Source organism: Anaerostipes butyraticus (genome assembly GCF_016586355.1).
Lineage (GTDB): Bacteria > Bacillota > Clostridia > Lachnospirales > Lachnospiraceae > Anaerostipes > Anaerostipes butyraticus.
The window spans coordinates 193,688-214,964 of record NZ_BLYI01000062.1 but is presented as its reverse complement, the minus strand read 5'-3'; the positions used below and the strand labels follow the sequence as shown (position 1 = coordinate 214,964).

At 43.4% G+C, this 21,277-nt stretch carries 19 protein-coding genes and 3 pseudogenes; 12 read left to right on the top strand and 10 right to left on the bottom strand.

Going from position 1 to position 21,277, the window contains the following annotated elements; all coding sequences use genetic code 11:
* Positions 1 to 324: 324 nt before the first annotated feature.
* The 7 genes and pseudogenes from JMF81_RS13950 to JMF81_RS13920 all read right to left on the bottom strand — a co-directional run bounded on the left by JMF81_RS13950 (position 325) and on the right by JMF81_RS13920 (position 6,475).
* A pseudogene (locus tag JMF81_RS13950) lies at positions 325 to 1,357 on the bottom strand (AAA family ATPase).
* A 154-nt stretch (positions 1,358 to 1,511) separates the two neighbouring features.
* Positions 1,512 to 1,986 (bottom strand): annotated as a pseudogene (locus tag JMF81_RS13945) (RNA polymerase sigma factor).
* An 83-nt stretch (positions 1,987 to 2,069) separates the two neighbouring features.
* Positions 2,070 to 2,495, bottom strand: a complete 426-nt coding sequence (locus tag JMF81_RS13940) for an RNA polymerase sigma factor (protein WP_000323895.1) — start codon at positions 2,493 to 2,495, stop codon at positions 2,070 to 2,072.
* A 94-nt stretch (positions 2,496 to 2,589) separates the two neighbouring features.
* Complete coding sequence (locus JMF81_RS13935; protein ID WP_201312035.1) at positions 2,590 to 3,099, bottom strand: sigma-70 family RNA polymerase sigma factor; 510 nt, start codon at positions 3,097 to 3,099, stop codon at positions 2,590 to 2,592.
* Positions 3,100 to 3,589: 490 nt separating this feature from the next.
* Positions 3,590 to 3,760, bottom strand: a complete 171-nt coding sequence (locus JMF81_RS13930) for a cysteine-rich KTR domain-containing protein (RefSeq protein WP_004614788.1) — start codon at positions 3,758 to 3,760, stop codon at positions 3,590 to 3,592.
* Positions 3,761 to 3,814: 54 nt separating this feature from the next.
* Entirely contained in the window at positions 3,815 to 5,734 is a 1,920-nt protein-coding gene (tet(O), locus tag JMF81_RS13925; protein WP_201312034.1) for a tetracycline resistance ribosomal protection protein Tet(O), read from the bottom strand.
* A gap of 366 nt (positions 5,735 to 6,100) precedes the next feature.
* A complete protein-coding gene (locus JMF81_RS13920) occupies positions 6,101 to 6,475 on the bottom strand; it encodes a TnpV protein (protein WP_001129922.1) in 375 nt (124 codons plus the stop codon).
* 50 nt (positions 6,476 to 6,525) lie between these two features.
* Here JMF81_RS13920 and JMF81_RS13915 point away from each other — a divergent pair.
* From JMF81_RS13915 to JMF81_RS13885, 7 genes and pseudogenes are all read left to right on the top strand, one after another.
* Positions 6,526 to 6,924 (top strand): annotated as a pseudogene (locus JMF81_RS13915) (class II aldolase/adducin family protein); the annotation flags it as partial.
* A gap of 148 nt (positions 6,925 to 7,072) precedes the next feature.
* Complete coding sequence (locus JMF81_RS13910; protein ID WP_201312033.1) at positions 7,073 to 7,873, top strand: HAD-IIA family hydrolase; 801 nt, start codon at positions 7,073 to 7,075, stop codon at positions 7,871 to 7,873.
* 41 nt (positions 7,874 to 7,914) lie between these two features.
* Positions 7,915 to 8,997, top strand: coding sequence for a linear amide C-N hydrolase (locus tag JMF81_RS13905; protein WP_201312032.1), 1,083 nt, complete (start codon positions 7,915 to 7,917; stop codon positions 8,995 to 8,997).
* A 144-nt stretch (positions 8,998 to 9,141) separates the two neighbouring features.
* Positions 9,142 to 9,561 carry a MarR family winged helix-turn-helix transcriptional regulator gene (locus tag JMF81_RS13900; RefSeq protein WP_201312031.1) on the top strand — a complete coding sequence of 140 codons (420 nt, stop codon included), beginning with the start codon at positions 9,142 to 9,144 and terminating at the stop codon, positions 9,559 to 9,561.
* A gap of 42 nt (positions 9,562 to 9,603) precedes the next feature.
* The gene (locus JMF81_RS13895; protein ID WP_201312030.1) at positions 9,604 to 10,149 is read left to right on the top strand and encodes a ferredoxin domain-containing protein; all 546 of its coding nucleotides are present in this window, start codon (positions 9,604 to 9,606) and stop codon (positions 10,147 to 10,149) included.
* A 46-nt stretch (positions 10,150 to 10,195) separates the two neighbouring features.
* Positions 10,196 to 11,050, top strand: coding sequence for a MurR/RpiR family transcriptional regulator (locus JMF81_RS13890; protein ID WP_201312029.1), 855 nt, complete (start codon positions 10,196 to 10,198; stop codon positions 11,048 to 11,050).
* A 147-nt stretch (positions 11,051 to 11,197) separates the two neighbouring features.
* Entirely contained in the window at positions 11,198 to 12,619 is a 1,422-nt protein-coding gene (locus tag JMF81_RS13885) for a glycoside hydrolase family 1 protein (RefSeq protein ID WP_201312028.1), read from the top strand.
* Positions 12,620 to 12,719: 100 nt separating this feature from the next.
* On the opposite strand, the gene JMF81_RS13880 is transcribed toward JMF81_RS13885, so the two are convergent.
* Positions 12,720 to 14,444, bottom strand: a complete 1,725-nt coding sequence (locus tag JMF81_RS13880) for a phospho-sugar mutase (protein WP_201312027.1) — start codon at positions 14,442 to 14,444, stop codon at positions 12,720 to 12,722.
* Between the two features lie 58 nt (positions 14,445 to 14,502).
* Positions 14,503 to 15,480, bottom strand: a complete 978-nt coding sequence (locus tag JMF81_RS13875) for a phosphotransferase (RefSeq protein ID WP_201312026.1) — start codon at positions 15,478 to 15,480, stop codon at positions 14,503 to 14,505.
* Between the two features lie 140 nt (positions 15,481 to 15,620).
* Between JMF81_RS13875 and JMF81_RS13870 the strand changes: the two genes are divergently transcribed.
* Together JMF81_RS13870 and JMF81_RS13865 are read left to right on the top strand one after the other, a co-directional pair.
* On the top strand, positions 15,621 to 16,034 hold the full coding sequence (locus JMF81_RS13870) for a nucleolar protein 3 (RefSeq protein ID WP_201312025.1): 414 nt from the start codon (positions 15,621 to 15,623) through the stop codon (positions 16,032 to 16,034).
* A gap of 134 nt (positions 16,035 to 16,168) precedes the next feature.
* Positions 16,169 to 16,363, top strand: coding sequence for a hypothetical protein (locus tag JMF81_RS13865; protein ID WP_201312024.1), 195 nt, complete (start codon positions 16,169 to 16,171; stop codon positions 16,361 to 16,363).
* An 87-nt stretch (positions 16,364 to 16,450) separates the two neighbouring features.
* On the opposite strand, the gene rbr is transcribed toward JMF81_RS13865, so the two are convergent.
* Positions 16,451 to 16,993 carry a rubrerythrin gene (gene rbr / locus JMF81_RS13860; RefSeq protein ID WP_201312023.1) on the bottom strand — a complete coding sequence of 181 codons (543 nt, stop codon included), beginning with the start codon at positions 16,991 to 16,993 and terminating at the stop codon, positions 16,451 to 16,453.
* Positions 16,994 to 17,243: 250 nt separating this feature from the next.
* Here rbr and JMF81_RS13855 point away from each other — a divergent pair, with 250 nt between their 5' ends.
* The 3 genes from JMF81_RS13855 (at position 17,244) to JMF81_RS13845 (ending at position 21,272) form a co-directional block, all read left to right on the top strand.
* Positions 17,244 to 17,639 carry a protease complex subunit PrcB family protein gene (locus JMF81_RS13855; protein WP_201312022.1) on the top strand — a complete coding sequence of 132 codons (396 nt, stop codon included), beginning with the start codon at positions 17,244 to 17,246 and terminating at the stop codon, positions 17,637 to 17,639.
* An 86-nt stretch (positions 17,640 to 17,725) separates the two neighbouring features.
* Positions 17,726 to 19,831: an ATP-dependent zinc metalloprotease FtsH gene (gene ftsH, locus JMF81_RS13850; RefSeq protein ID WP_243282677.1), complete on the top strand. Its 2,106-nt coding sequence runs from the start codon at positions 17,726 to 17,728 to the stop codon at positions 19,829 to 19,831.
* 364 nt (positions 19,832 to 20,195) lie between these two features.
* Complete coding sequence (locus tag JMF81_RS13845; protein ID WP_201312021.1) at positions 20,196 to 21,272, top strand: zinc-binding dehydrogenase; 1,077 nt, start codon at positions 20,196 to 20,198, stop codon at positions 21,270 to 21,272.
* Positions 21,273 to 21,277 lie beyond the last annotated feature (5 nt).

Below are 21,277 nucleotides of genomic sequence, written 5' to 3'. Positions count from 1 at the left end.
ATTCTTTTATCCGAAGCCGTAAGGCGTAGGATAGCAGGGCACAGCCCTGCCTTAAGGGAGTCCAGAGGGAACGTCTGGCACACGACTTTGCAGGGCAAAGTGTAGTGTGTTACACCCTGTAAACGCAGTCGGAAAAATCGGAATGATTTTTCTGACCGCAGGGGTGGTTTTACACGACCGAAAAGGGCGAGTAAATCTCACGCCTGCATTTTGCGTTTACGGGGTGTTCTCCCGTAGGGATGACAGCGGCAGGGTATCCTAAAATCACTGTCACCACCGTCACTGCTGTCACCCGCAGGGCAGAGCCGCCAGCTTTACATGGCTTTAAGCGTCAATGACAGTAACAGGGGGGTATCCTAATATCGCTGTCACCACCATCACCGCTGTCACCCGCCCTCCTTGCAAGGGCAATCCGCCTGCCGTCTTTCCTGCGGCTGTACTGGTAGCAGATACGGTTCTCGCTTAAAAATGTGGTGCGGTATTCATTCAGCCATTTCGTAATCACCGTGGGTATGGTTTCCGTTTCCCCCATAGCGGCTAACAGTTCCGTTGCCGTGCCTATCCATTCTTCCTTATCCCTCATAAAATCCACCAACCGAAAAAGGACATCTGGTATCGTTTCTTTCGCAAGCTGCTCCTGCGTTTTCCGCTCCACAAGCTCCCAACGGCAATCACGGAAACGCAGCGTGTATTCCTGATAAGGCGTGTCCCTGCCCGTCACATACAGCTTGGCGGTGTCAGACGCACGTTTCTCCTTTTCCAGAACAAAGGTAGCGTCCGCACTCCCCGTTAATCCTGTCGTCCCAGACACCTTGTTGAACACGTCGCTGTCATTCTGCTTTCGGATGTGGTGTACGACAATGACCGCCAGAGAGTGCCTGTCGGCAAAGTCTTTGATGAGGGAGATGTCCCCATAGTCGCTTGCATAGGCATTGTCTTTTGAAGCTGTACGGACTTTCTGCAAGGTATCAATGACAATGAGCCTGCTGTCTGGGTAATCTTTCAGATAATCTTCAAGCTGCACGATAAGACCGTCTGACAGCTTGCAGCTTGCCACGGCAAAGTGGAGCCGCCCGCTTGCTTCGTCCGTCAAACGAAATAACCTGTCCTGTATGCGGCAGAACGTGTCCTCAAGGCAGAGGTAAAGCACATCGCCCTCCATTGTCGGCATATCCCATAAAGGGATTCCCTGCGACACGCATAAGCATAGCTTCAGCATGAGCCAGCTTTTGCCTATCTTCTGTGAGCCGCAGAACAGCGATAAGCCTGTCGGGATAAGGCTGTCCACCACAAAGGATGGTTTCTCAAGCGGTTCATAAAGGAGCGTTTCGGCGTTGACTGTCTGTAACTTCTGCATGGCTTTCCTCCTTTCGGGCGGTGTCTTTGTTTTCGTTGCACATAGGCGTTGACCTCCTTAAAAATAGATTTACTCCCACGGAAAAAAGTGAGAGTATGTAATGCCGCCAATCCCACACAAATAAAAAACAGATTTCTTTTTCGGGCGGTGTCGGTCACGGTTGGAGATATTTCTTCAATTTCCGCCTTTACTTTCTCCTTTGCAATCGCAACAGATTTCTGTATTGCCGAAGCGGTGCAATGCTCCATAGCGGCGATTTGGTAAAAATTGAACTCATACTCGTAGTAGAGCAGGAAACGCCGCCTTTGTATCTCTGGAAGGCTCCCAACCGCCTTATAGAGCGTTTCATTCCGTTCTTCCTCAACCATGCGTTCATCAAGGCTCTTAGGCACACGCAACGCCCGTCTGTAAAGGGTTTCGTCCCATACCTCGTTAAACTCCCTGTGCCGCTCGTCCCATTAGAAAAGATTCCTGTTCCTGCGCTCCATCTGCCGAAACTCCATAAAGAACTGTTCCGACACTTCCAACTCGTGGGATTTGCCCTGCCCGTCCTTAAAGCTGATAAAATACCTTGTGCCGCTTTCCGTGGATTCCTCCCGAAGCGTGTATGCCTTAACCCTGTATGCCATCCTGTTGTCCTCCTGCAAAAAATGAGTGAGGGGATTTCCATCCCTCACCCAGTAGCCCGCAGGATGGCAGGCTGTTTTAGAAGCTATAAAATTTTCCGCAGCTTCTTCCGCAGATGGTCTAACCTCGCATAGATGGCACCAGTCGTCAAATGCACAAGCGGGGCAATCTCCTTTGTGGAATACCCCTGCATTTTCAGCAGGACGATTTTCAAGGTACGCCCGTCCACCGTGACTAATACTTGATAGAGATTTTCGCTCTCAATCTCTTCCAGTAACTCCGCAACCGTACCCACTTCCGCCTGCCGCTCCCTGCCTGCCATGTCCTCAAGATATTCCGCAACGTCATTCGTCCATCGGTAAAACCGCCTGTTGGAATTGAAGTCTGCCCTGTCCGCCATGCGTATCTGCTCAATGGTCGCTTCATCAACGCCGCACTCACGCAGCAGCTTTTCCTCCGCTTCTTTCCAGATACGCCATTTCCTGTCCTCCCGTCCGTGGTTGTATGCCATTCTTACTTCCTCCAATCAGAATTGATTGAGAGGGCAGAGAAAAGCCCCCTCATCTTCCCAAAGGAAAAAACAAGGGGGCTGAACGCCTTAAATTTTAATTTTCTATTATCTTTCTTAGTTTTATTAGGATTCTGGCTTTTCGTTTGTTTACAACGCTCTGGGTTATGCCCAACCTCGCCCCGACTTCACGCTCGGAAAGTCCGTCAAAAAAGATTGCCTGTATCAACTCCTGTTCACTATCCGACAGCAAAGGCAGGGCGGCATTCAGCCTGTCCACCATGACCGCATTGACAACGGTTTCCGCAATGTCCGCCGCTTCATCAGCGATAAAGTCCAGAGGATTCCCCTCGCTGTCCGTAAATCCATCCAGAGAAAGCAGGCTGTTCTTCGTATCTAATTTTTGCAGATAACGCCACCGTTCCTTATCTCGGTAGAAGTCTGTGTATTGCTCCCTCACAACTTCAAGCAGACAGCCCTGAACGGGGATAAACAGCTTGTCCATATAAGTCTGGTCGGATTCCCTGCAACGACAAAACTCCGTGTAGGATAATTCCACATAGCCGCCACTTTCTTTGATATATACTTTTCTTGGTGCATACTTCACCGTAAGTACCTCCCATCTGAATTTTTGAAATGCTTAAAATCCAGATGGAGAGGCGGGGAGCGGCAACGCACATCAGAAACAATCCTGCGGCACTTTCCAACAAAAATCGACAAAAGAAAAACCGCAAAGGCTCTGTGACCTTTACGGTTATAGGAATTTATAATTCTGTTGTATGGAGATTGTACTTCTACTTTCAAGGTGAGAAGTACCGCTGCACTGGCAGAAATTTTTTTAACTGGTTTCCTGCCGTTCTCTGATATGCTATGTATTGATAAATTTTACTTCGTATGAGCAGATGAATAACCGCCCGAAAAAAGGACATAAAAAAATCCCTCCAAATTTAAAAACAAATTCAGAGGGTAATTTAGGGTATAACAAAATAACCCACCCGAATATCGTTTTTTTTATTTGGTGAGTTTGTTCTTTCAAATACGAAACAAAAAGAGCCGATGATTCGTGAATTGTTCCACAATTTCATCGGCTCTGCGTCTTAAGCGTCTGGCTCTTTGATGACAGTTATCTTCAAGTTGTCAACTTTAATCAATCTTTCTTGTCTGCATTTTGGACAATAAAGAGGATAATTCTCCAAAACAGTGTCCTTCCTAATTTTATTACGGGTTTTGCTCCCACAAACAGGACACAATATCCATTCACATTTCATCATAATTAGTCTCTAATCCTTTCAAATCTCATTTTATATGACTTTTGCAAGCTGTTAAGCTAACTTGTGGAACATATGCCGAACCTTATCTATACGGCTATTCGGGCGGCGGGGTTGGCAAATAAATTTACCAATAGCTGGCTGGTATCCTTTTAACTCTGTCAAGCAGACTCCCTGCCCATTTGTGAAATAAGTTAAATCGTTCCTGTATTCTTGAATACATCTAGCAGGGATTTCTCCTTTCAGAATGACCTCGTCATTCTTTATCTGAGTACTTACAATATCTGCACAATACCTTGGAGCATCATGATACGCCCGTGAGAGATATTCCTGCGGTGCATAAATTTCAAAGTGGAGATATGGCTCTAATAGTTCTGTCCCTGCTTTTTTTAAAGCCTGCTCCAATACGATAGGGGAAAGCAGCCGAAAGTCTGCGGGGGTACTTACAGGACTATAATACAATCCATATTCAAAACAGATTTTACAGTCTGTCACTTTCCATCCATACAGCCCCTGCTCGCAGCCATAAAGAACCCCCTCCATAACCGCATTTTGGAACGATTGATTTAAATATCCAAGTGAAACTCTGCTTTCATACTGCACTCCGCTTCCAATAGGGAGCGGCTCTATGGACAACCCGACAGAAGCCCAGAAAGGATTTGGCGGGACTTCTATGTGGATGGTATATTCTGCTTTTCTAAGCGGTCTTTCCATATATATAACAGTAGGCTCTTTTATTTCTGCCTCCACATGATATTTTTCCTCAAGGATGGCACAAATGACTTCCATCTGCACTTTCCCCAAAAAAGAAAGTATAATCTCATGCGTTGTAGTATCCACATAATATTTTAAAAGAGGGTCGCAATCTGAAATTTCTGTAAGTGCCCCAAGCAATATTTCCCGCTGTTCAGATTTCTTTACTGCAATCGTTGTTTGGAGCATAGGGAGAGGATTTTCAATAAATTTTCTCTGCGGCAACAGCATTTCGTTCCCCAAAATACTGTTTAGCTGCAAAACATCATTTGGTAAAATTACAATATCACCAGAGCAGGCTATATCGGATGAATATAATTCACCGTTTGTCGGAACACACATCTCTGTGATTTTTATTTTCTCTTTTTCAGATATTCTAATAACATCCCTCAAATGCAATGTTCCGCTATATATACGCACATAAACAAAACGCCGCCTTTTCTCTGAATATTCAATCTTAAAAACCTGCCCGCATAGTTCAGATTGACCTTCAGGCGTTGATGAATAAAATTTACTGGCAATTACTTCTATAAGCTGCCGAATCCCCAGATTGTTTTTAGCGCTTCCGTGATAAACGGGAAATAACGTTCCGTTTTGGAATCTCCTGTTTTCTTCCTGTTCCAGTTCTGACATTTTAAACGGTTTCCCTGACATATATTTCTCTAATAGTTCATCGTTTCCCATAATTACCGCATCCCACTGTTCCATATCGTCATTGTCCGTTACATTTATATGGGGATGCTGCCCAACCTTTTGCTTCACTATAATTTCCGAAGAAAGCTTTGCTTTCATTTCCCGATATACCATTGGCAAATCAATCCCCTCTTGGTCAATTTTATTGATGAAAAAAATTGTCGGAATCTTCATTATCTGTAGTGCATGAAACAGTATACGGGTCTGTGCCTGTATGCCATCCTTTGCAGAAACTAATAATACTGCTCCGTCTAATACGGATAAAGAACGGTATACTTCCGCCAAAAAATCCATATGGCCTGGCGTATCTATAATGTTGACTTTTACATCCTCCCACTGAAAAGATGTCACTGCTGTCTGGATAGTGATTCCCCTTTGACGCTCCAAATTCATTGTATCTGTCCTTGTTGTGCCTTCATCTACGCTCCCTAGTTCTGCAATTGCACCACTGGTATACAATAAACTTTCCGTTAATGTTGTCTTTCCTGCGTCAACGTGAGCCAGAATGCCTAAGTTAATTATTTTCATGTGATTTTCCTCCTATCAACACCCAAAAAAGGGCATAAAAATACCCAGTGATAAATACTCCTATCACTGGGTAAATAACTCCAATAGCCCCAAAACACTTATATGTTTTCGGGCATATAAAATTACATGATAAAAGTATTCTTAAACTGGGTACAAAAAACTAAGCCCCATATTAAAAGTGAAACGGGACTGCTACTTTTTGTTCCCACTATCAAATTGACAGTTTATTTAAGAATACCTTGCCGCATATTTATTAACTCCTTGTATAATACTGAATCTAATTATATTCCTTAACCCTTTATTTGTCAAGCTGACAAACTAAAGCAGAAAAAGCGGCAGGATTTCCCCCTGCCACTAATCATCTGTTTATGCAAAAATAATTTCCTTTTCCACAATCTCCCTCGCACAAGCCCTTATGTTATTGAGGCATCCTGTCCATTCTAAGGCGTTTTCTGCCTTTAGCTGTTCCGTTATGCCCTGTGCCTGTTTCATACCCTCTATGAGCCTTTCAAAGCGTTCCTGTGCCTGTCTGTTGATGTCGGCAAGGTAGGCGTTTAGCCTGCCGCTTGTAAGAAGATTGGTGTATGTAACTTTACGGTACTGTTTTAGATAATCTAAATGCCGTTGCCCCCAGATGCCTATTGCCTGTTCTTCTTCGGCGGGTACAGTTAAGCACGGTATCAAATAATCCCCTTGCCTTTCGTATTTGCCGCCCAGTTCCTCAAATAATGATTTTGCCATTGTCTGTTACCTCCACATTCTTTTTTATTTTGAATGTCCGCAAAATCCGTCCTACATCATGGGCGCAGGCAGGAAGATCCATTCCATGTTATGGAACAACACATGCAGATTATTTTTACGGTGAGATTCCCTGCGCAAGATCGCTGACAAAGGAAGAGATTGAAAATGACTATGAAAAGAATACTGGAAAAGTCATTATAGAAACTTTTGCAGATGGGAATCCAGACTATGTGCCGGGCATTTTATGTACCAATCATGGTCCGTTTACCTGGGGGAAAGATGCGGCTCAGGCAGTACACAATGCAGTAGTGCTGGAAGAGGTGGCAAAGATGGCTTACCGGACAGAGCAGCTGAAAAACCAGACAGTCGGAGCGCCGGGATATCTGCAGGATAAACACTTTTTCCGGAAACATGGCGCAAATGCATACTATGGTCAGCCGGGAAAATAAACACAGGTAAATTTCAGTGAAAACTGGTTTACAAAATATGTTATAACGCTGTTGAAAAGGCTTTTGTCCTTGCGGACAAAAGCCTTTTCACCATCATGGAGAAATATTGAAACTGATCAGGACAAAACAGCAGAAAGGAGACTGCCAGATGAAAGACAAAATCAGACAGATCGAAAGCTTTATTTTAGATATGGACGGAACCATTTATCTTGGAAATGAATTGTTTGATTATACACAGGATTTTTTAAAAACCGTGGAGGAAACCGGAAGAAAATACTATTTTTTCACTAACAATTCATCCAAGAGTCAGCAGGCATATATTGACAAGCTGGCCGGAATGGGGATTATGATTCGGCCGGAACAGATGATGATTTCCAGTCATGTGATGATTCAGTATCTGAAGCAGCATCATCCCGGAGAGAGTCTCTATGTGGTAGGAACCCCGTCATTGTTAAAAGAATTTGAAGCTTATGATATGCCGCTGACGGAAATCGATCCGGACATTGTGATTCTTGGATTTGATACGACACTGACCTATGAGAAAATGTCAAAAGCCTGTCATTATGTAAGAAATGGATGTACCTATTATGGAATCAATCCGGACTGGAATTGTCCGATTGAAGGAGGGGATTTCATACCGGACTGCGGCTCCATGGCAAAGATGATCGAAGCGTCCACGGGAAGATTTCCGGAATTTTTCGGCAAGCCATCCAAACATACATTGGACTACATAATAGAAGAAACAGGATGCAGGCCGGAGGAAATTGCCATCGTAGGCGACAGACTGTATACCGATATTGCGGTGGCGGATGGGAGTCCGGTCACATCTATTTTAGTATTAAGCGGAGAAAGTACGATGGAGGATGTGGAAAAAAGTGATGTAAAACCGGATGTCATTGTGGATACTTTGGAAAATATTACAGAGATTTTGAAAGATAACAAGGAATGATTTGAGGTGAAATCCATATAATATGTCCAGGAGGACATATTATGGAAGATTACAGAAATTTGAAAATGCAAATGCACGATATGGAGGCAGGATGCAGTGCCATGGCCTGGGAGACGCAAGACGGAAAACATCTGTGGGGACGGAATTTCGATCACAGCAGGATTGCAGAAGGAAGTCAGATCATCTATCTTCCAGAAGGAACTTCATATACTATGTGGCGGCCGGAATTGAAATCAGGGGAAGAGGACAAAACAAAATATGCCTGCCTTGGGACTGGTTTTACGGGAATCTGGCAGGCGCCGGTATTGTATGAGGGAATCAATGAGAAGGGGCTGGCAGGAGGTCAGCTTTATTACCGGGGATTTGCCAGGTATGAGTCTGCGTGTAAGTCAGGAACCCGGAAACTGCAGCCTCCGTTTGTCGTGCTGCACCTGCTGGCTCAGTGTGGGACGGTAAAAGAAGCGGTAGAGATGATAGAAGAGAAAATTACTCTGATGGATACAAAACTGCTTGGAACAGTACCGCCTCTTCACTGGGCTTTTTATGACCGGATGGGAGAGATGGCAGTCCTGGAGCCAGAGGAAAATGGAGTTCGCATTTACCGCAGTACCATCGGGATTATGACCAACAGTCCGGGCTATGAGTGGCACCGGATAAATCTGCTGAATTATGCCGGGCTGCGGGATCTGGATTATGAGGAAGCTGACTTTGGAACAGAGAAAATGCAGCAGTGCTTTTCCGGCAGCGGCGCCCAGGGACTTCCCGGTGATTTTACCTCTCCTTCCCGGTTTGTGCGACTGGCGTTTTTAAAGAAATATGCAGTAAAGGGAAGGAATGAAGAGGACGGCGTGGTTTATATGTTTCGCCTGCTTCAAAATGTTTCATTTCCACTGGGGGCAGTCCGTGTAACAGATCAGGGACATATCACGGAATATGACAAAGAGGTAACACCATATGATTATACTGTGTACACATCAGTTATGTGCCCGGAATCTCTGAGGTTTTACTGGAATACCTATGATGATTTGCAAATCCGCTATGTCGATCTGAATCATCTGATCAGGAAAAAAGAAATCCTTTTATTTCCGCTGGAAAACAGAGGAGAATTTATGTGCCTGTCCTAAAATTGACAAAAACGATAAAAAATTGACTGATGCAACAAAATTGACAAAAATAGCGAAAATTTGACAAAAAGGGAGAATGCCAGGAAGATTGACAAAGGAAAGGAACTATGAGATAGTGTATATACACGAAAACGGAGGCATAATATGCAGAAAAGAAAAAGTGACTGCTATTGTATTACTCTGCGAAGAGCAGCGCAGACAATTTCTGACTTATATGATGCCCATATGGCAGTGATAGGAATTACAGTTAATCAGTATTCTCTTCTCAGTGATCTGGGGCATTTTCCCCACTGCAGCGTCAGTGAACTGGCGGAATACGCAGGACTTGAAAGGACGACTGTTGTGAGGGCCTTGAAACCTCTGACGGCAAAAGGATTTGTGAAAGATCTGGCAGATGAAGGAGAACGGAAAAAAGATCTTTGCCTGACAGCAGAAGGAGAAGAAATTGTGAAAAAAGGAAGGACAATCTGGCATCAGGAGCAGGAAGAGATTGAAAGACGCCTTGGAAAAGCCGGCGTGTCAAAGCTGCAGGAGTTATTAGGGAAACTGATGGAAGAAAGATGAAAAGCAATGGAACTTCAGGAGAATGTATAGAAAGGAGAAAAAATGATTTATCGAAGTGAACAGATGGAAGAACAGGCCGTTCTGCAGGCGGCGGCTCAGATGTGTGCCGCGGCAAGAACAGCGCCAAAAGCAAAAGGAATCGATGAAATCTGCACAGTGGTGCTGACCGGGAAAGAAAAAGAGATCCTTGCGGAAAAAATGGAAGAAATCGGAGAAAGAGATTTCGGAGCGAATGCAGCCGACTGGTATTTGAGAGATGCTCAGAATGTGAAAGATGCCCAGGCAGTGGTATTGATTGGTGTAAAAAAAGAATACCGGGGAATTGCAGGGTGCTCTTTCTGTGGATTTGATAACTGTGGCGCCTGTAAGCAGGAAGGAGGCCGGTGTGCCTTTGGTTATGTCGACCTTGGCATAGCTCTGGGATCTGCCGCTGCAGTGGCGGCAGACGCAAGAATTGATAACAGGATCATGTTTTCTGCAGGAAAAGCATGGATGGAAATGGGGAAATCATTAAAAGATACGGCATGGCAGGGGATTGCCCTGAGTGCGACGGGGAAAAATATCTTCTTTGACCGGAAGAAAAAATAACAGGAGCCGCCGGGGGTGGAAGAATACCGGCACGAAGGAGTAAAACATGAAAGATGACGTCATAAATCATTCAGCTAAATTTTCAAAATCTGAAAAAGAACTTCATAAATATATCTGTTCCCATCTGGATGAAATCCAGCATCTGACAATCAGGGAACTGGCAGGACAGGCCGGAACGCATCCCAATACTGTGGTACGCTATTATAAAAAACTCGGATATGAAGGATTTACAGAATTTAAGGGAAGGATTCAAAATGATCTGAAGGAGCTGAGATATGATGATTTTATGATTCGCAACTCTGAGCAGGTGATACATACAGTAAATAAAATGGAAGCATTGTACCGCAATGTAGTAAAAGAAACTAAGAAGAGGCTTTCCATTTCCCAGATGCAGAAGATCCTGAAAGAAATGAATCGCAGAAAATATGTGGATTTTATCGTTTATGATGCAAACAAGGCACTGGCGGAATATGCTTCTCACTACTTTTTTATTACAGGGAAAATCTGTAATGTATATACAAGTATAGATGAACAGATTCTGTTTGCTATGAATGCAGATCCAAAAGACCATATGATTTTTATGATCAGCAGAAGCGGCGCTTCTAAGAGAATGGTAAAGACCGCCAGGATTATGCATAATCGGGGAATGTTTACTGTATTGTTCAGCAAATCAAAGAAAACGATTGTGTCATCCTACTGTACAGAAACAGTCACGGCGTCTTATGTTCATAGTTTTAAAAAACTGGGAGACTGCATGTTTTATACTTCGGTGAAATATCTTCTGGACTGCATCATTGCAAGTTACTATGCGTCCAATTATGATGAAACCCTGGAAAATGTGGAAGATTACCGGAAAGAATATCTGGGAGTTGACACCGCAGAGAGAAATAAAAATAGATAAAAGAGAAACGCTGTACACAGAAAAAGAAAGAATTTCACGAAATTTTGTGTACAGCGTTTCGTTCTGTGCAAAAAGTGTTTACAGGAATCCGGCCGGTGATACAATAAAGATATTGAATCGTTGAAATTTTAAGAAAGAGGTGGAAACATGCTTCATAAAACATTAAAATCATTCCCGGACAATTTCCTTTGGGGAGCCAGTACTTCCGCATATCAGGTGGAAGGAGCCAGCCTGGAAGACGGAAAAGGTCCATCCTGTCAGGATGTAAAAGAAGTGCCGGAGGGAACTTCTGATCTGAAAGTATGCGCGGATCATTACCACCGCTATAAAGAAGATATTGCGCTGATGGCAGAAATGGGATTTAAAGCATACCGTTTCTCCATCGCATGGACAAGAATTCTGCCGGAAGGAACCGGAGAAGTGAATCCGAAAGGAATTGAATTTTATAATAACCTGATCGATGAATGCCTGAAATATAACATAGAACCGATCGTCACCATGTTCCATTTTGATATGCCGGCTGCCCTGGATCAGAGAGGATCATGGTCCAACCGGGACTCTGTTGACTGGTTTGTAAATTTCTCCAAAATCTTATTTGAGAACTTTGGCGACAGAGTAAAATACTGGCTGACCATCAATGAGCAGAACATGCTGACGCTGGTAGGTCCGGTGATCGGAACTATGACAATTCCGGAAGGATGCACCAATGAGTTAAAAGAGATTTATCAGCAGAATCATCATATGCTGGTAGCCCAGGCCAAAGCAATGGCGCTGTGCCATGAAATGCTTCCGGATGCTAAAATCGGTCCTGCGCCGAACATTTCCATTATTTATCCGGAAAGCTGCAGACCGGAAGATACCATCGCGGCTCAGAACGCCAATGCAATGCGCAACTGGCTGTATCTGGACGCTTATGTCTATGGAAAATACAACAATCTGGTATGGGCATGGCTGGAAGAAAAGGATGCCTGCCCGGAATTTGCTCCGGGAGATGAAGAAATCCTGAAAAACGCACATCCGGATTTCATCGGATTTAATTATTACAATACATCTGTGTGCAAAGAAAGCGACGGAACAGAGAAAGGCGGAGCAGTTTCACAGCAGGAGAATTCAGGAGAAGCAGGGCTATTTGATGGAGTGAAGAACCCATATCTGAAGACGACAGAGTTTGGCTGGGAAATTGACCCGGTAGGATTCCGCGGAACGATCCGGGAAATCTATTCCAGATATCATCTGCCGATGCTGGTAACAGAAAACGGACTGGGAGCTTACGATAAGCTGACAGAGGACGGAAAAGTACATGATCCGTACCGCATCGAATATCTGCGCAAGCATATTGAACAGATTCAGCTGGCAATCACAGATGACTGTGAAATGATGGGATACTGTCCATGGTCAGCGATTGACCTGATTTCCACTCATGAAGGAATGGTCAAGAGATATGGATTCATCTATGTGGACAGAGATGAATTTGACTTAAAGACAATGGACCGCTACCGCAAAGACTCCTTCTACTGGTATAAGAAAGTCATTGCTACTAATGGGGCAGATTTGTCTGACGAGTGTTAAACATAGATAAATCAGCAGGTGAAAAATCAAAAAATTAAAAGACGGCGTCTGAACCAATCGATTCAGGCGCCGTCTTAAATTCTGCTTAAATATCAGTTTTTTAGCCCTGGCTCTTTGCCCATGCGTCCAGCTTGTCGCTTTCAGCCTGTGCAGCTTCCATGCTGTCGGCTTTTACGCCATAGTAGAATTTGATCTTAGGCTCTGTTCCGGATGGACGAACGCATACCCATGCTCCGCCTTCCAGTTCATAGTAAAGAACATTGGAGTTTGGAAGTCCGATCGGAGATGTTTCTCCTGTAGAAACATCTAAGATTGTATCGTTGCTGTAGTCACGTACTTTCTCAACTTTATATCCGGCAATCTCTTTTGGCGGATTCTCACGGAATGCATTCAGCATGCTCTGCATCTTATCCATTCCTTCCAGTCCAGGGAAGTCCATAGCGGTGATGCGGTCAAGATAGTATCCGTATTTTTCATACATTTCAAGCATAATATCCCATAATGTCTTGCCCTGAGTTGCATAGTAAGCAGCAGCTTCACACAGAGCAACAGTTGCGGATACGGCATCCTTATCTCTTGCGTAAGTACCGATCAGGCATCCGTAGCTTTCTTCCAGTCCGAAGAGATATGTACCCTTTCCGGATTTTTCGAATCCGAGGATTTCTTTTCCAATCCATTTGAATCCTGTCAGAACTTCGATCAGTTTTACATTATAGGCATCTGCGATAGCGTCTACCAGGTTTGTAGTAACGATAGATTTAACAACAGCGCCGTCTTCCGGAAGAGAACCATTGATAGCTTTTCTCTGGCTCAAAACATATTCGCATAATAAAGATCCGGACATGTTTCCTGTCAATGGAATATAGTCGCCGCTCTTGGAATCTTTTACATATACGCCCAGACGGTCAGCATCAGGGTCAGTAGCAAGAACCAGGTCAGCGTCTTTTTCTTTTGCAAGAGCAAGACCTAACTCAAATGCTTCTTTTGCCTCTGGGTTTGGATAACTTACGGTAGGGAAGTCTCCGTCCGGAAGTTCCTGTTCAGGAACGACATAGACATTTTCGAATCCCAGGTCGCTCAGCACCCTCCGTACTGGAAGATTTCCCGTACCGTGAAGAGGAGTATATACGATTTTAAGTTTGGAAGACATCTCATCGATGGCTTTCTGATTGAATACCTGTTTTTCTACTTCAGCAATGTAAGCATCGTCTACTTCGGCACCGATCACTTCATATAATCCGGCTTCCATTGCTTCTTCTTTGGAAATTGTCTTGCAGGTGGAGATATCTGTGATAGCGTTAACCTTGGCGGTAACTCCAGATGCGTGAGGGTCTGTGAACTGTGCTCCGTCTTCCCAGTATACTTTGTATCCGTTATAAGCCGGAGGGTTATGACTTGCGGTAATGTTGATACCGGCGATGCAGTTTAAATGTCTTACTGCGAAAGATAATTCCGGTGTAGGGCGAAGAGATTCAAAGATAAAAGCTTTGATTCCGTTGGCAGCAAGGCAGCGTGCAGCTTCATCCGCAAATTCCGGAGACATATGTCTGGAATCGAAAGCGATCGCAACACGTTTTTTGTCTGTGTTCTGCTCTAAAATATAATCAGCCAGACCCTGAGTTGCTTTTCTTACAACATAAATATTCATGCGGTTGATACCAGCGCCGATGATTCCACGGAGACCGGCGGTACCAAAGGCAAGATCAGCGTAAAAACGCTCTTTGATCTCATTGTCATCATTTTCAATGGCTTTTAATTCTTTTTTGGTGTCTTCATCAAAATAAGGATTGGTAAGCCATTCCTGATAGGTTTCTTTGTAGTTCATAAATTACTCCTCCTTTAGTTGTTAAAAATGCCTTTGTTTAATTATACCCTAAATGCGACTAAAATACATTATAAATTTGTACATATTTTTCGAGAAAAATCGTTCGAAGCTCTTTTGCCAGGGTAAATTCTTCTAATTTATTGATATAACGGGGGGAAACCCAGTGTTTTTTATGAGACATATACTGATTTGAGATTTTCCAGAACTTCTCCGGGAAGAGCAGGAGGGCGTACAGACAGCGCAGATCCCTTATGGTAAGAGGAAATTCGCGGGTATAACTCCGGATGACAGTTTCACAGCAGGAAAACCGATAATCATTCTTTTCGAGAACTTTTCTCAGAAAGCAGTACAGATCCAGAATCGGATATCCATAGAAAAAATGTTCGAAATGGATCAGTGCGGGACCGCCTTCTGTCATGATGACATTGTGATGGCTGCACGCGCCGTGACACCACCCGTTTTTTGAAGGAGGTGAGCTGCGCAGAAGCTCCAGTGATGTCTCCATCTGTTTCTGATATTCAGGAAAATGTTCCAGAAACCGGTATTCAAAGGTGCCTTTGTTCTTTTTGCCGCGGATAAAGCGGCTGATGCTCTTCATTTCAGAATATTTCTGCTGGTAATGTTTGAAAACAGAGGTATATTTCCGCAGATGATCAGATGAGTAAGAAAGTTCTGCGGATATTTTATGCAGATTTCCCAGAGTGCAGGCAGCCGCCTTAAGGTCTTTTAAGGAGTGGATGTCACATTCAGATCCGGAAAAAGTTTTTCTTAAGGCAAAGGATTCATAGTATTTATCATAGGAAAGGAAACAGCCGCTTTTGTTAATGATGTATTGATCTGTATATGGAAATCCGGCTGACTGCAGGGTTTTCGTCCAGTTAGAAACAGCCAGAAGTCGTTCTTCAGACAGTGATGTTTGTGAAAGGGCATATACTTCACGTCCGGTAAAGCATAAGATTCCGCCGCGTCCTCTTTTCAGACGGTTTACACAAATATCATATTGATCTAATAGCATTTGATATTTTTCGTTCAACATATATCCTCCTCAAAGTTCTACCTCTAATGATATGAAAAAACGAAAAGGAATATGATGATTCCACAGGAAAATAATGGCGCTTGCTCTGACAGAAGGAATACGATATACTGTGAAAATCATAGGAAGGGAGTATGAAATAAATGAAAAGGAAATTACTGGCTGCTGCTGCGCTGACGGCAGGGGTTCTGCTGATCGCAGGCTGCGCAAAAAGGGAGACAGGAAACGGGGTTACAGCCTGGGGAGATGAAAAGGCCTCGGAAGTTCCGGTAACTGAGAGAGTAAGATCAGTACCATCAGATACCGCCGAAGAAAAAAATACTGCCACTGAAAAAGACGAGCAGGAACAGCCGAAGGAAGGAAAGGGGACTTTTGACGGATGGGCGGATTCCGGATCTGTGGAAATAAAAATGCAGGAAGGGGGATATCAGACTTTCTTTGTGGAAGATGACAGCGTAAGGGAAGTTCTGAATCAGAAAGGAGAAGGCAGCGAGATCACATTCACGTATGGAGCAGTGGAGGGGCAGATAAATCGGAAAATAATTTCGGTCAAATAATTGCTTAAGGAAAAAGTAAGACTTTTTCAGCTTTTCTGTCACAAATCGTTCATCTTTTTTGCGTATAATAAAGAAAAACAAGGATAATGAAAAAAGTCACACTGTTGAAGGTTTGCGATAAAGAGGTGGGAATAATGAGAAAATATTTAACGATTGAAGAAATCAGAAACGCAGAGAGGTTAAAGGCAATGGATCGGGAAGCCGGCATCATAGAGAGCAGCGCGGGAGCGCCAAGACACAGCGCAGGTCAGAAGATTCTTGCAGGTGCGGCGGTAGCAGCTGCAGTCTGGGCTGCGGTTGCTTTCCGTAAAAGAAACAGGCCCCAATAATCTCATAAATATAATATACGAAACAAGGCCGGATGTCTGTTGATCAGACGTCCGGCCTTGTGAATGATTAAGAAAAATAAGAAGATTTTAGTAGTCTTTTACATCAAGCTTGAAATATTTCTGAGGATGCGCGCAGACCGGACATTCTTTTGGAGCTTCTTTTCCATAATGGACATGTCCGCAGTTGGTGCAGATCCATGCAACTTCAACATCTCTCTTATAAACGATATCATCCTCTAGGTTGGCAGTTAACTTCTGATAACGTTCGTCATGATGCTTTTCAATATCGGCAACCATTTCGAAAAGGTTTGCGATCTCATCAAATCCTTCTTCTCTTGCTTCTTTAGCGAAGGTCGGGTACATTTCTATCCATTCAAAGTTTTCACCGCTGGCAGCATCCTTCAGATTTTCAGGTGTAGATGGAACGCTGCCGCCATGGAGCAGTTTAAACCAGATTTTTGCGTGTTCTTTTTCGTTCAAAGCGGTTTCTGCAAAGATATTGGCAAACTGTACATATCCATCGCTTTTTGCCCTGCTGGAGTAGAAATCATATTTTGTACGGGCCTGAGATTCGCCGGCAAAAGCGGCCATTAAATTTGCTTCTGTTTTCGTTCCTTTTAATTCTGGCATAATCATTAACCTCCTAAATAAAAATAATAACTGTTACTATTATTGTAATACAATTCTAGAAAAAGTCAAGCTGGTTTTGTAAGAAGCTTCTTACCATATTATAAACCATATTGGAAAAATAATACACGAAAACGCTGTGCATTCTGGCAGGAAAGAGGGTGTGACAGTACAGGTGCAGTTATGCTATAATAGAAAGCGTCTTATTTTTCTGGAAACTGCATAGAATAATCAAAAAGCAGGAAAGAAAACCATGAAAAAACTGATATGCATAATGGGGGTTCTGATTCTGACAGTCACAGGCTGTCAAAAACAGCAAAATGAAAGTCAGAGAGAAGATGTACAGTATGCAGTATGCAGACAAAGTGTGCTGCCGAAAGAACTGAAACAGATCATCAAAGAGGAGAAAAAAGAGGCGTGTCATTTTACGTATTCTACTCAGGATTACACTTATTATGTTGTTGGATATGGCAGACAGAAAGGAAAGGGATATCAGATCAAAGTGAAGAGTTTTCAGATGGATGAGAGCCATATTTATATTGATACAACTTTGATCGGTGTAACGAAAGAGCACCAGAAAGAAGGGACGTCGTATCCGTATCTGGTACTGAAAAGCCAGTACTATGAAAAAGACGCTGTTTTCCGTTAAAAATAATAAAAAGTTTAGAATAGTTTTATTGATTTATAAAATAAGAAAACATATAATGGTGCTTATGAATCGAAGGAGGAACTAATTTGAAGGATCAACAGAATAACAAAAATAAAAAAGACGATGAAAACAAGAAAAAGACTGCGAAGATGCTTGGCATCTTTCTTGTGATTTCAATTCTTGGAACGTTCTTCTTTAACCAGGTATTATCGAAATGGCAGAATGGGACAGAAACAACCATTACTTATGATAAATTTATCGAGATGCTGGATGATAATGAAGTGAAAAGTGTTGAAGTCACAGACAATCAGCTGAAAGTGACGCCGAAGAATTCTGAAAACCCGATTCAGAAGACGACATATATCGTAGAAAGAATCAGTGGGGATTATCAGCTGGTAGAACGGCTGTCCAACAGTAAGAATGTAGAATTTTATCAGGAACCGGATGATCCGATGAGCACATTCTGGACAATCCTGCTGAACCTGATTCCTACAATTCTTATTTTTGGCTTCCTTGTCCTGATGATGCGAAGAAGCAGCGGCATGATGGGAGTAGGAAAATCCAATGCCAAAGTATATGTAGAAAAGAAGACAGGAGTTACATTTGCGGATGTAGCCGGACAGAATGAGGCAAAGGAAACACTGACAGAGATGGTTGACTTCCTGCATAATCCGGGGAAATATACGCAGATCGGAGCAAAACTGCCGAAAGGAGCGCTTCTTGTGGGCCCTCCTGGAACAGGTAAGACTCTGCTGGCAAAGGCGGTCGCTGGAGAGGCGAATGTACCGTTCTTCTCTTTGTCAGGGTCTGACTTTGTAGAAATGTTTGTTGGTGTAGGAGCTTCCCGAGTAAGAGATCTGTTTAAACAGGCACAGCAGATGGCTCCGTGTATTATTTTTATTGATGAGATCGATGCGATTGGTAAGAGCCGTGACAATGGAATCCACGGCGGAGGAAACGATGAACGGGAACAGACGCTGAATGCGCTGCTGGCAGAGATGGACGGATTTGATACTTCTAAGGGAATCATTATCCTTGCGGCAACCAACCGTCCGGAAGTGCTGGATAAAGCACTGCTTCGTCCGGGACGTTTTGACCGGCGCGTAATCGTAGAGCGTCCGGACTTAAAAGGAAGGATTGAGACTCTGAAAGTTCACGCGAAAGACGTTAAGATGGATGAAACGGTCGATTTTGAAGAGATTGCGCTGGCAACTTCCGGAGCTGTGGGATCTGATCTGGCGAATATGATCAATGAGGCGGCCCTGGGAGCGGTAAAAGCCGGAAGAAAGGCAGTTTCCCAGCAGGATCTGTTTGAGGCGGTCGAGGTAGTCATTGCCGGAAAAGAAAAGAAAGACCGGATTTTAGGCGATGAGGAGAAACAGATCGTTGCGTATCATGAAGTAGGACATGCACTCGTAATGGCGCTTCAGAAAGAGTCCGAACCGGTGCAGAAGATTACGATCGTTCCTCGTACTATGGGAGCGCTTGGTTATACCATGCAGCGTCCGGAAGAGGAAAAATATCTGAATTCCAAAGATGAGATGCTGGCAGATCTGGTTGCATTTTTCGGCGGCCGTGCCGCAGAGGAAGTGAAATTTAATTCCATTACCACTGGCGCATCTAATGATATTGAACGGGCAACTTCCATTGCAAGGGCAATGGTAACCCAGTATGGTATGTCTGACGAGTTTGGCCTGATCGGTCTGGAGTCAATTACCAATCGGTATCTGGATGGCAGAGCGGTTATGAACTGCGCGGAGTCTACGGCGGCAAAAGTCGATGAAGTTGTTATGAAGATATTGAAAGAGGCTTATCAGAAAGCCCTGGCTTATATCCGGGATAATATGGATATTCTGGATGAAGCGGCTCAGTTCCTGATTAAGAAGGAAACAATCACAGGAAAAGAGTTTATGGAAATTTTTAATAAATATAAGAAGCCGGAGGAGGATACTTCCCAGGAGCTGCCGCAGGAAGCAGAAAAACCTGAAGAAAAGACCGGGGAGGAACAGGCGGAGCCGGAAACAGCAGATGTGCCGGAGGATTCAAAACAGCCGGAAGAGGCACAGGAATCCGGGGAACCGGAAGAATCTGAGCAGTCAGAGGATGAGACGGCGAAGAGTATGGAAACATCCGGCAGCTCATTTCAGACGGGATATGCGCCTTGGGTTGAAGATGACGGCGAAGACGAATAAGAACGGCAAATAAATCAAAAATCTGTAAAGAAGGATTTCTATGTTGGAATCCTTCTTTTTTTGTGCGAAAAATCAGAAAAATTCTTAGTTTAGCTGCTTTGAAAACGAAAAAATTTCAGATTTCATTCGAAAAACTTTCTGATTATTTTTGAAACACAGAAATTATATGTTAAAATTGCACAGAAACTAGCATGAATTTGTAAAACAAAGACAATAAATCTGTGAAATAGTAATAAAAATCTGTAAAACAGACACAAAATGATTGACTCAAAAGTTAAATTGTATTAAAATAAAGACACAAACAAAGAGATGTGCTGCAGCAATCTTTAGTAACTAAGGTGTTATGAAAAAAGGAGATAAATCTATGAAAGCAATTGTAAGATATGGGCAGGAATTCGGCGGATATACGATGAAGGATGTGCCGGAGCCAACATGCGGACCAGAAGATATTATCGTTAAAATCAAAGCAGCAGCTATCTGCGGTGCAGATATGAAACATTGGAGAGTTGATAATGGATCTGATGAGTTCAACTCAATCCGTGGACATGAATTTGCTGGTGAGATTGTTGAAGTTGGTGAAAAGGTAACAGACTGGAAAGTAGGACAGAGAGTTGTATCTGATAACAGCGCACATGTATGTGGAGTATGCCCGGCGTGTGAACAGGGAGATTTCCTTTGCTGCGAAGAGAAAGTAAATCTTGGTCTTGACAACAACACATGGGGCGGCGGATTTTCAAAATTATGTAAGATTCCTGGAGAAATCCTTCGAATCCATAAACATGCAATCTGGGAAATCCCTGACAACGTAAAATATGAAGAAGCAGCTGTACTTGATCCGATTTGTAATGCATATAAAGCAGTTGCTCAGCAGGCTCATCTGCTTCCAGGACAGGATGTCGTTGTATTTGGTACAGGTCCATTAGGATTATTCTCAGTTCAGATCGCAAAGATCATGGGAGCAGTTAACATTGTCATGGTAGGTCTTGACGATGATGTAGCAACACGTTTCCCAGTTGCATTAGAAGTTGGCGCAACACATGTTGTAAACGGATCTAAAGAAGATGTTGTAGCAAGATGTACAGAGATCTGCGGAAGAGACAACTTAGGACTGGTAATTGAATGTTCTGGTGCAAACATCGCATTAAAACAGGCAATTGAAATGACAAGACCAAACGCTGAAATCGTTCGTGTTGGTATGGGATTCAAACCATTAGAGTTCTCTATCAATGACATTACTTCATGGAATAAGAGCATCATTGGTCATATGGCATATGATTCTACTTCCTGGAGAAATGCAATTCGTTTGCTGGCATCTGGACAGATCAAGGTTCAGCCGATGATTACACACAGATTGGGTCTTTCTGAATACGAAAAAGGATTTGATGCCATGGCTTCTAAAGAAGCAATCAAGGTTATCTTCCACTATGATTTTGATGATTAATCATT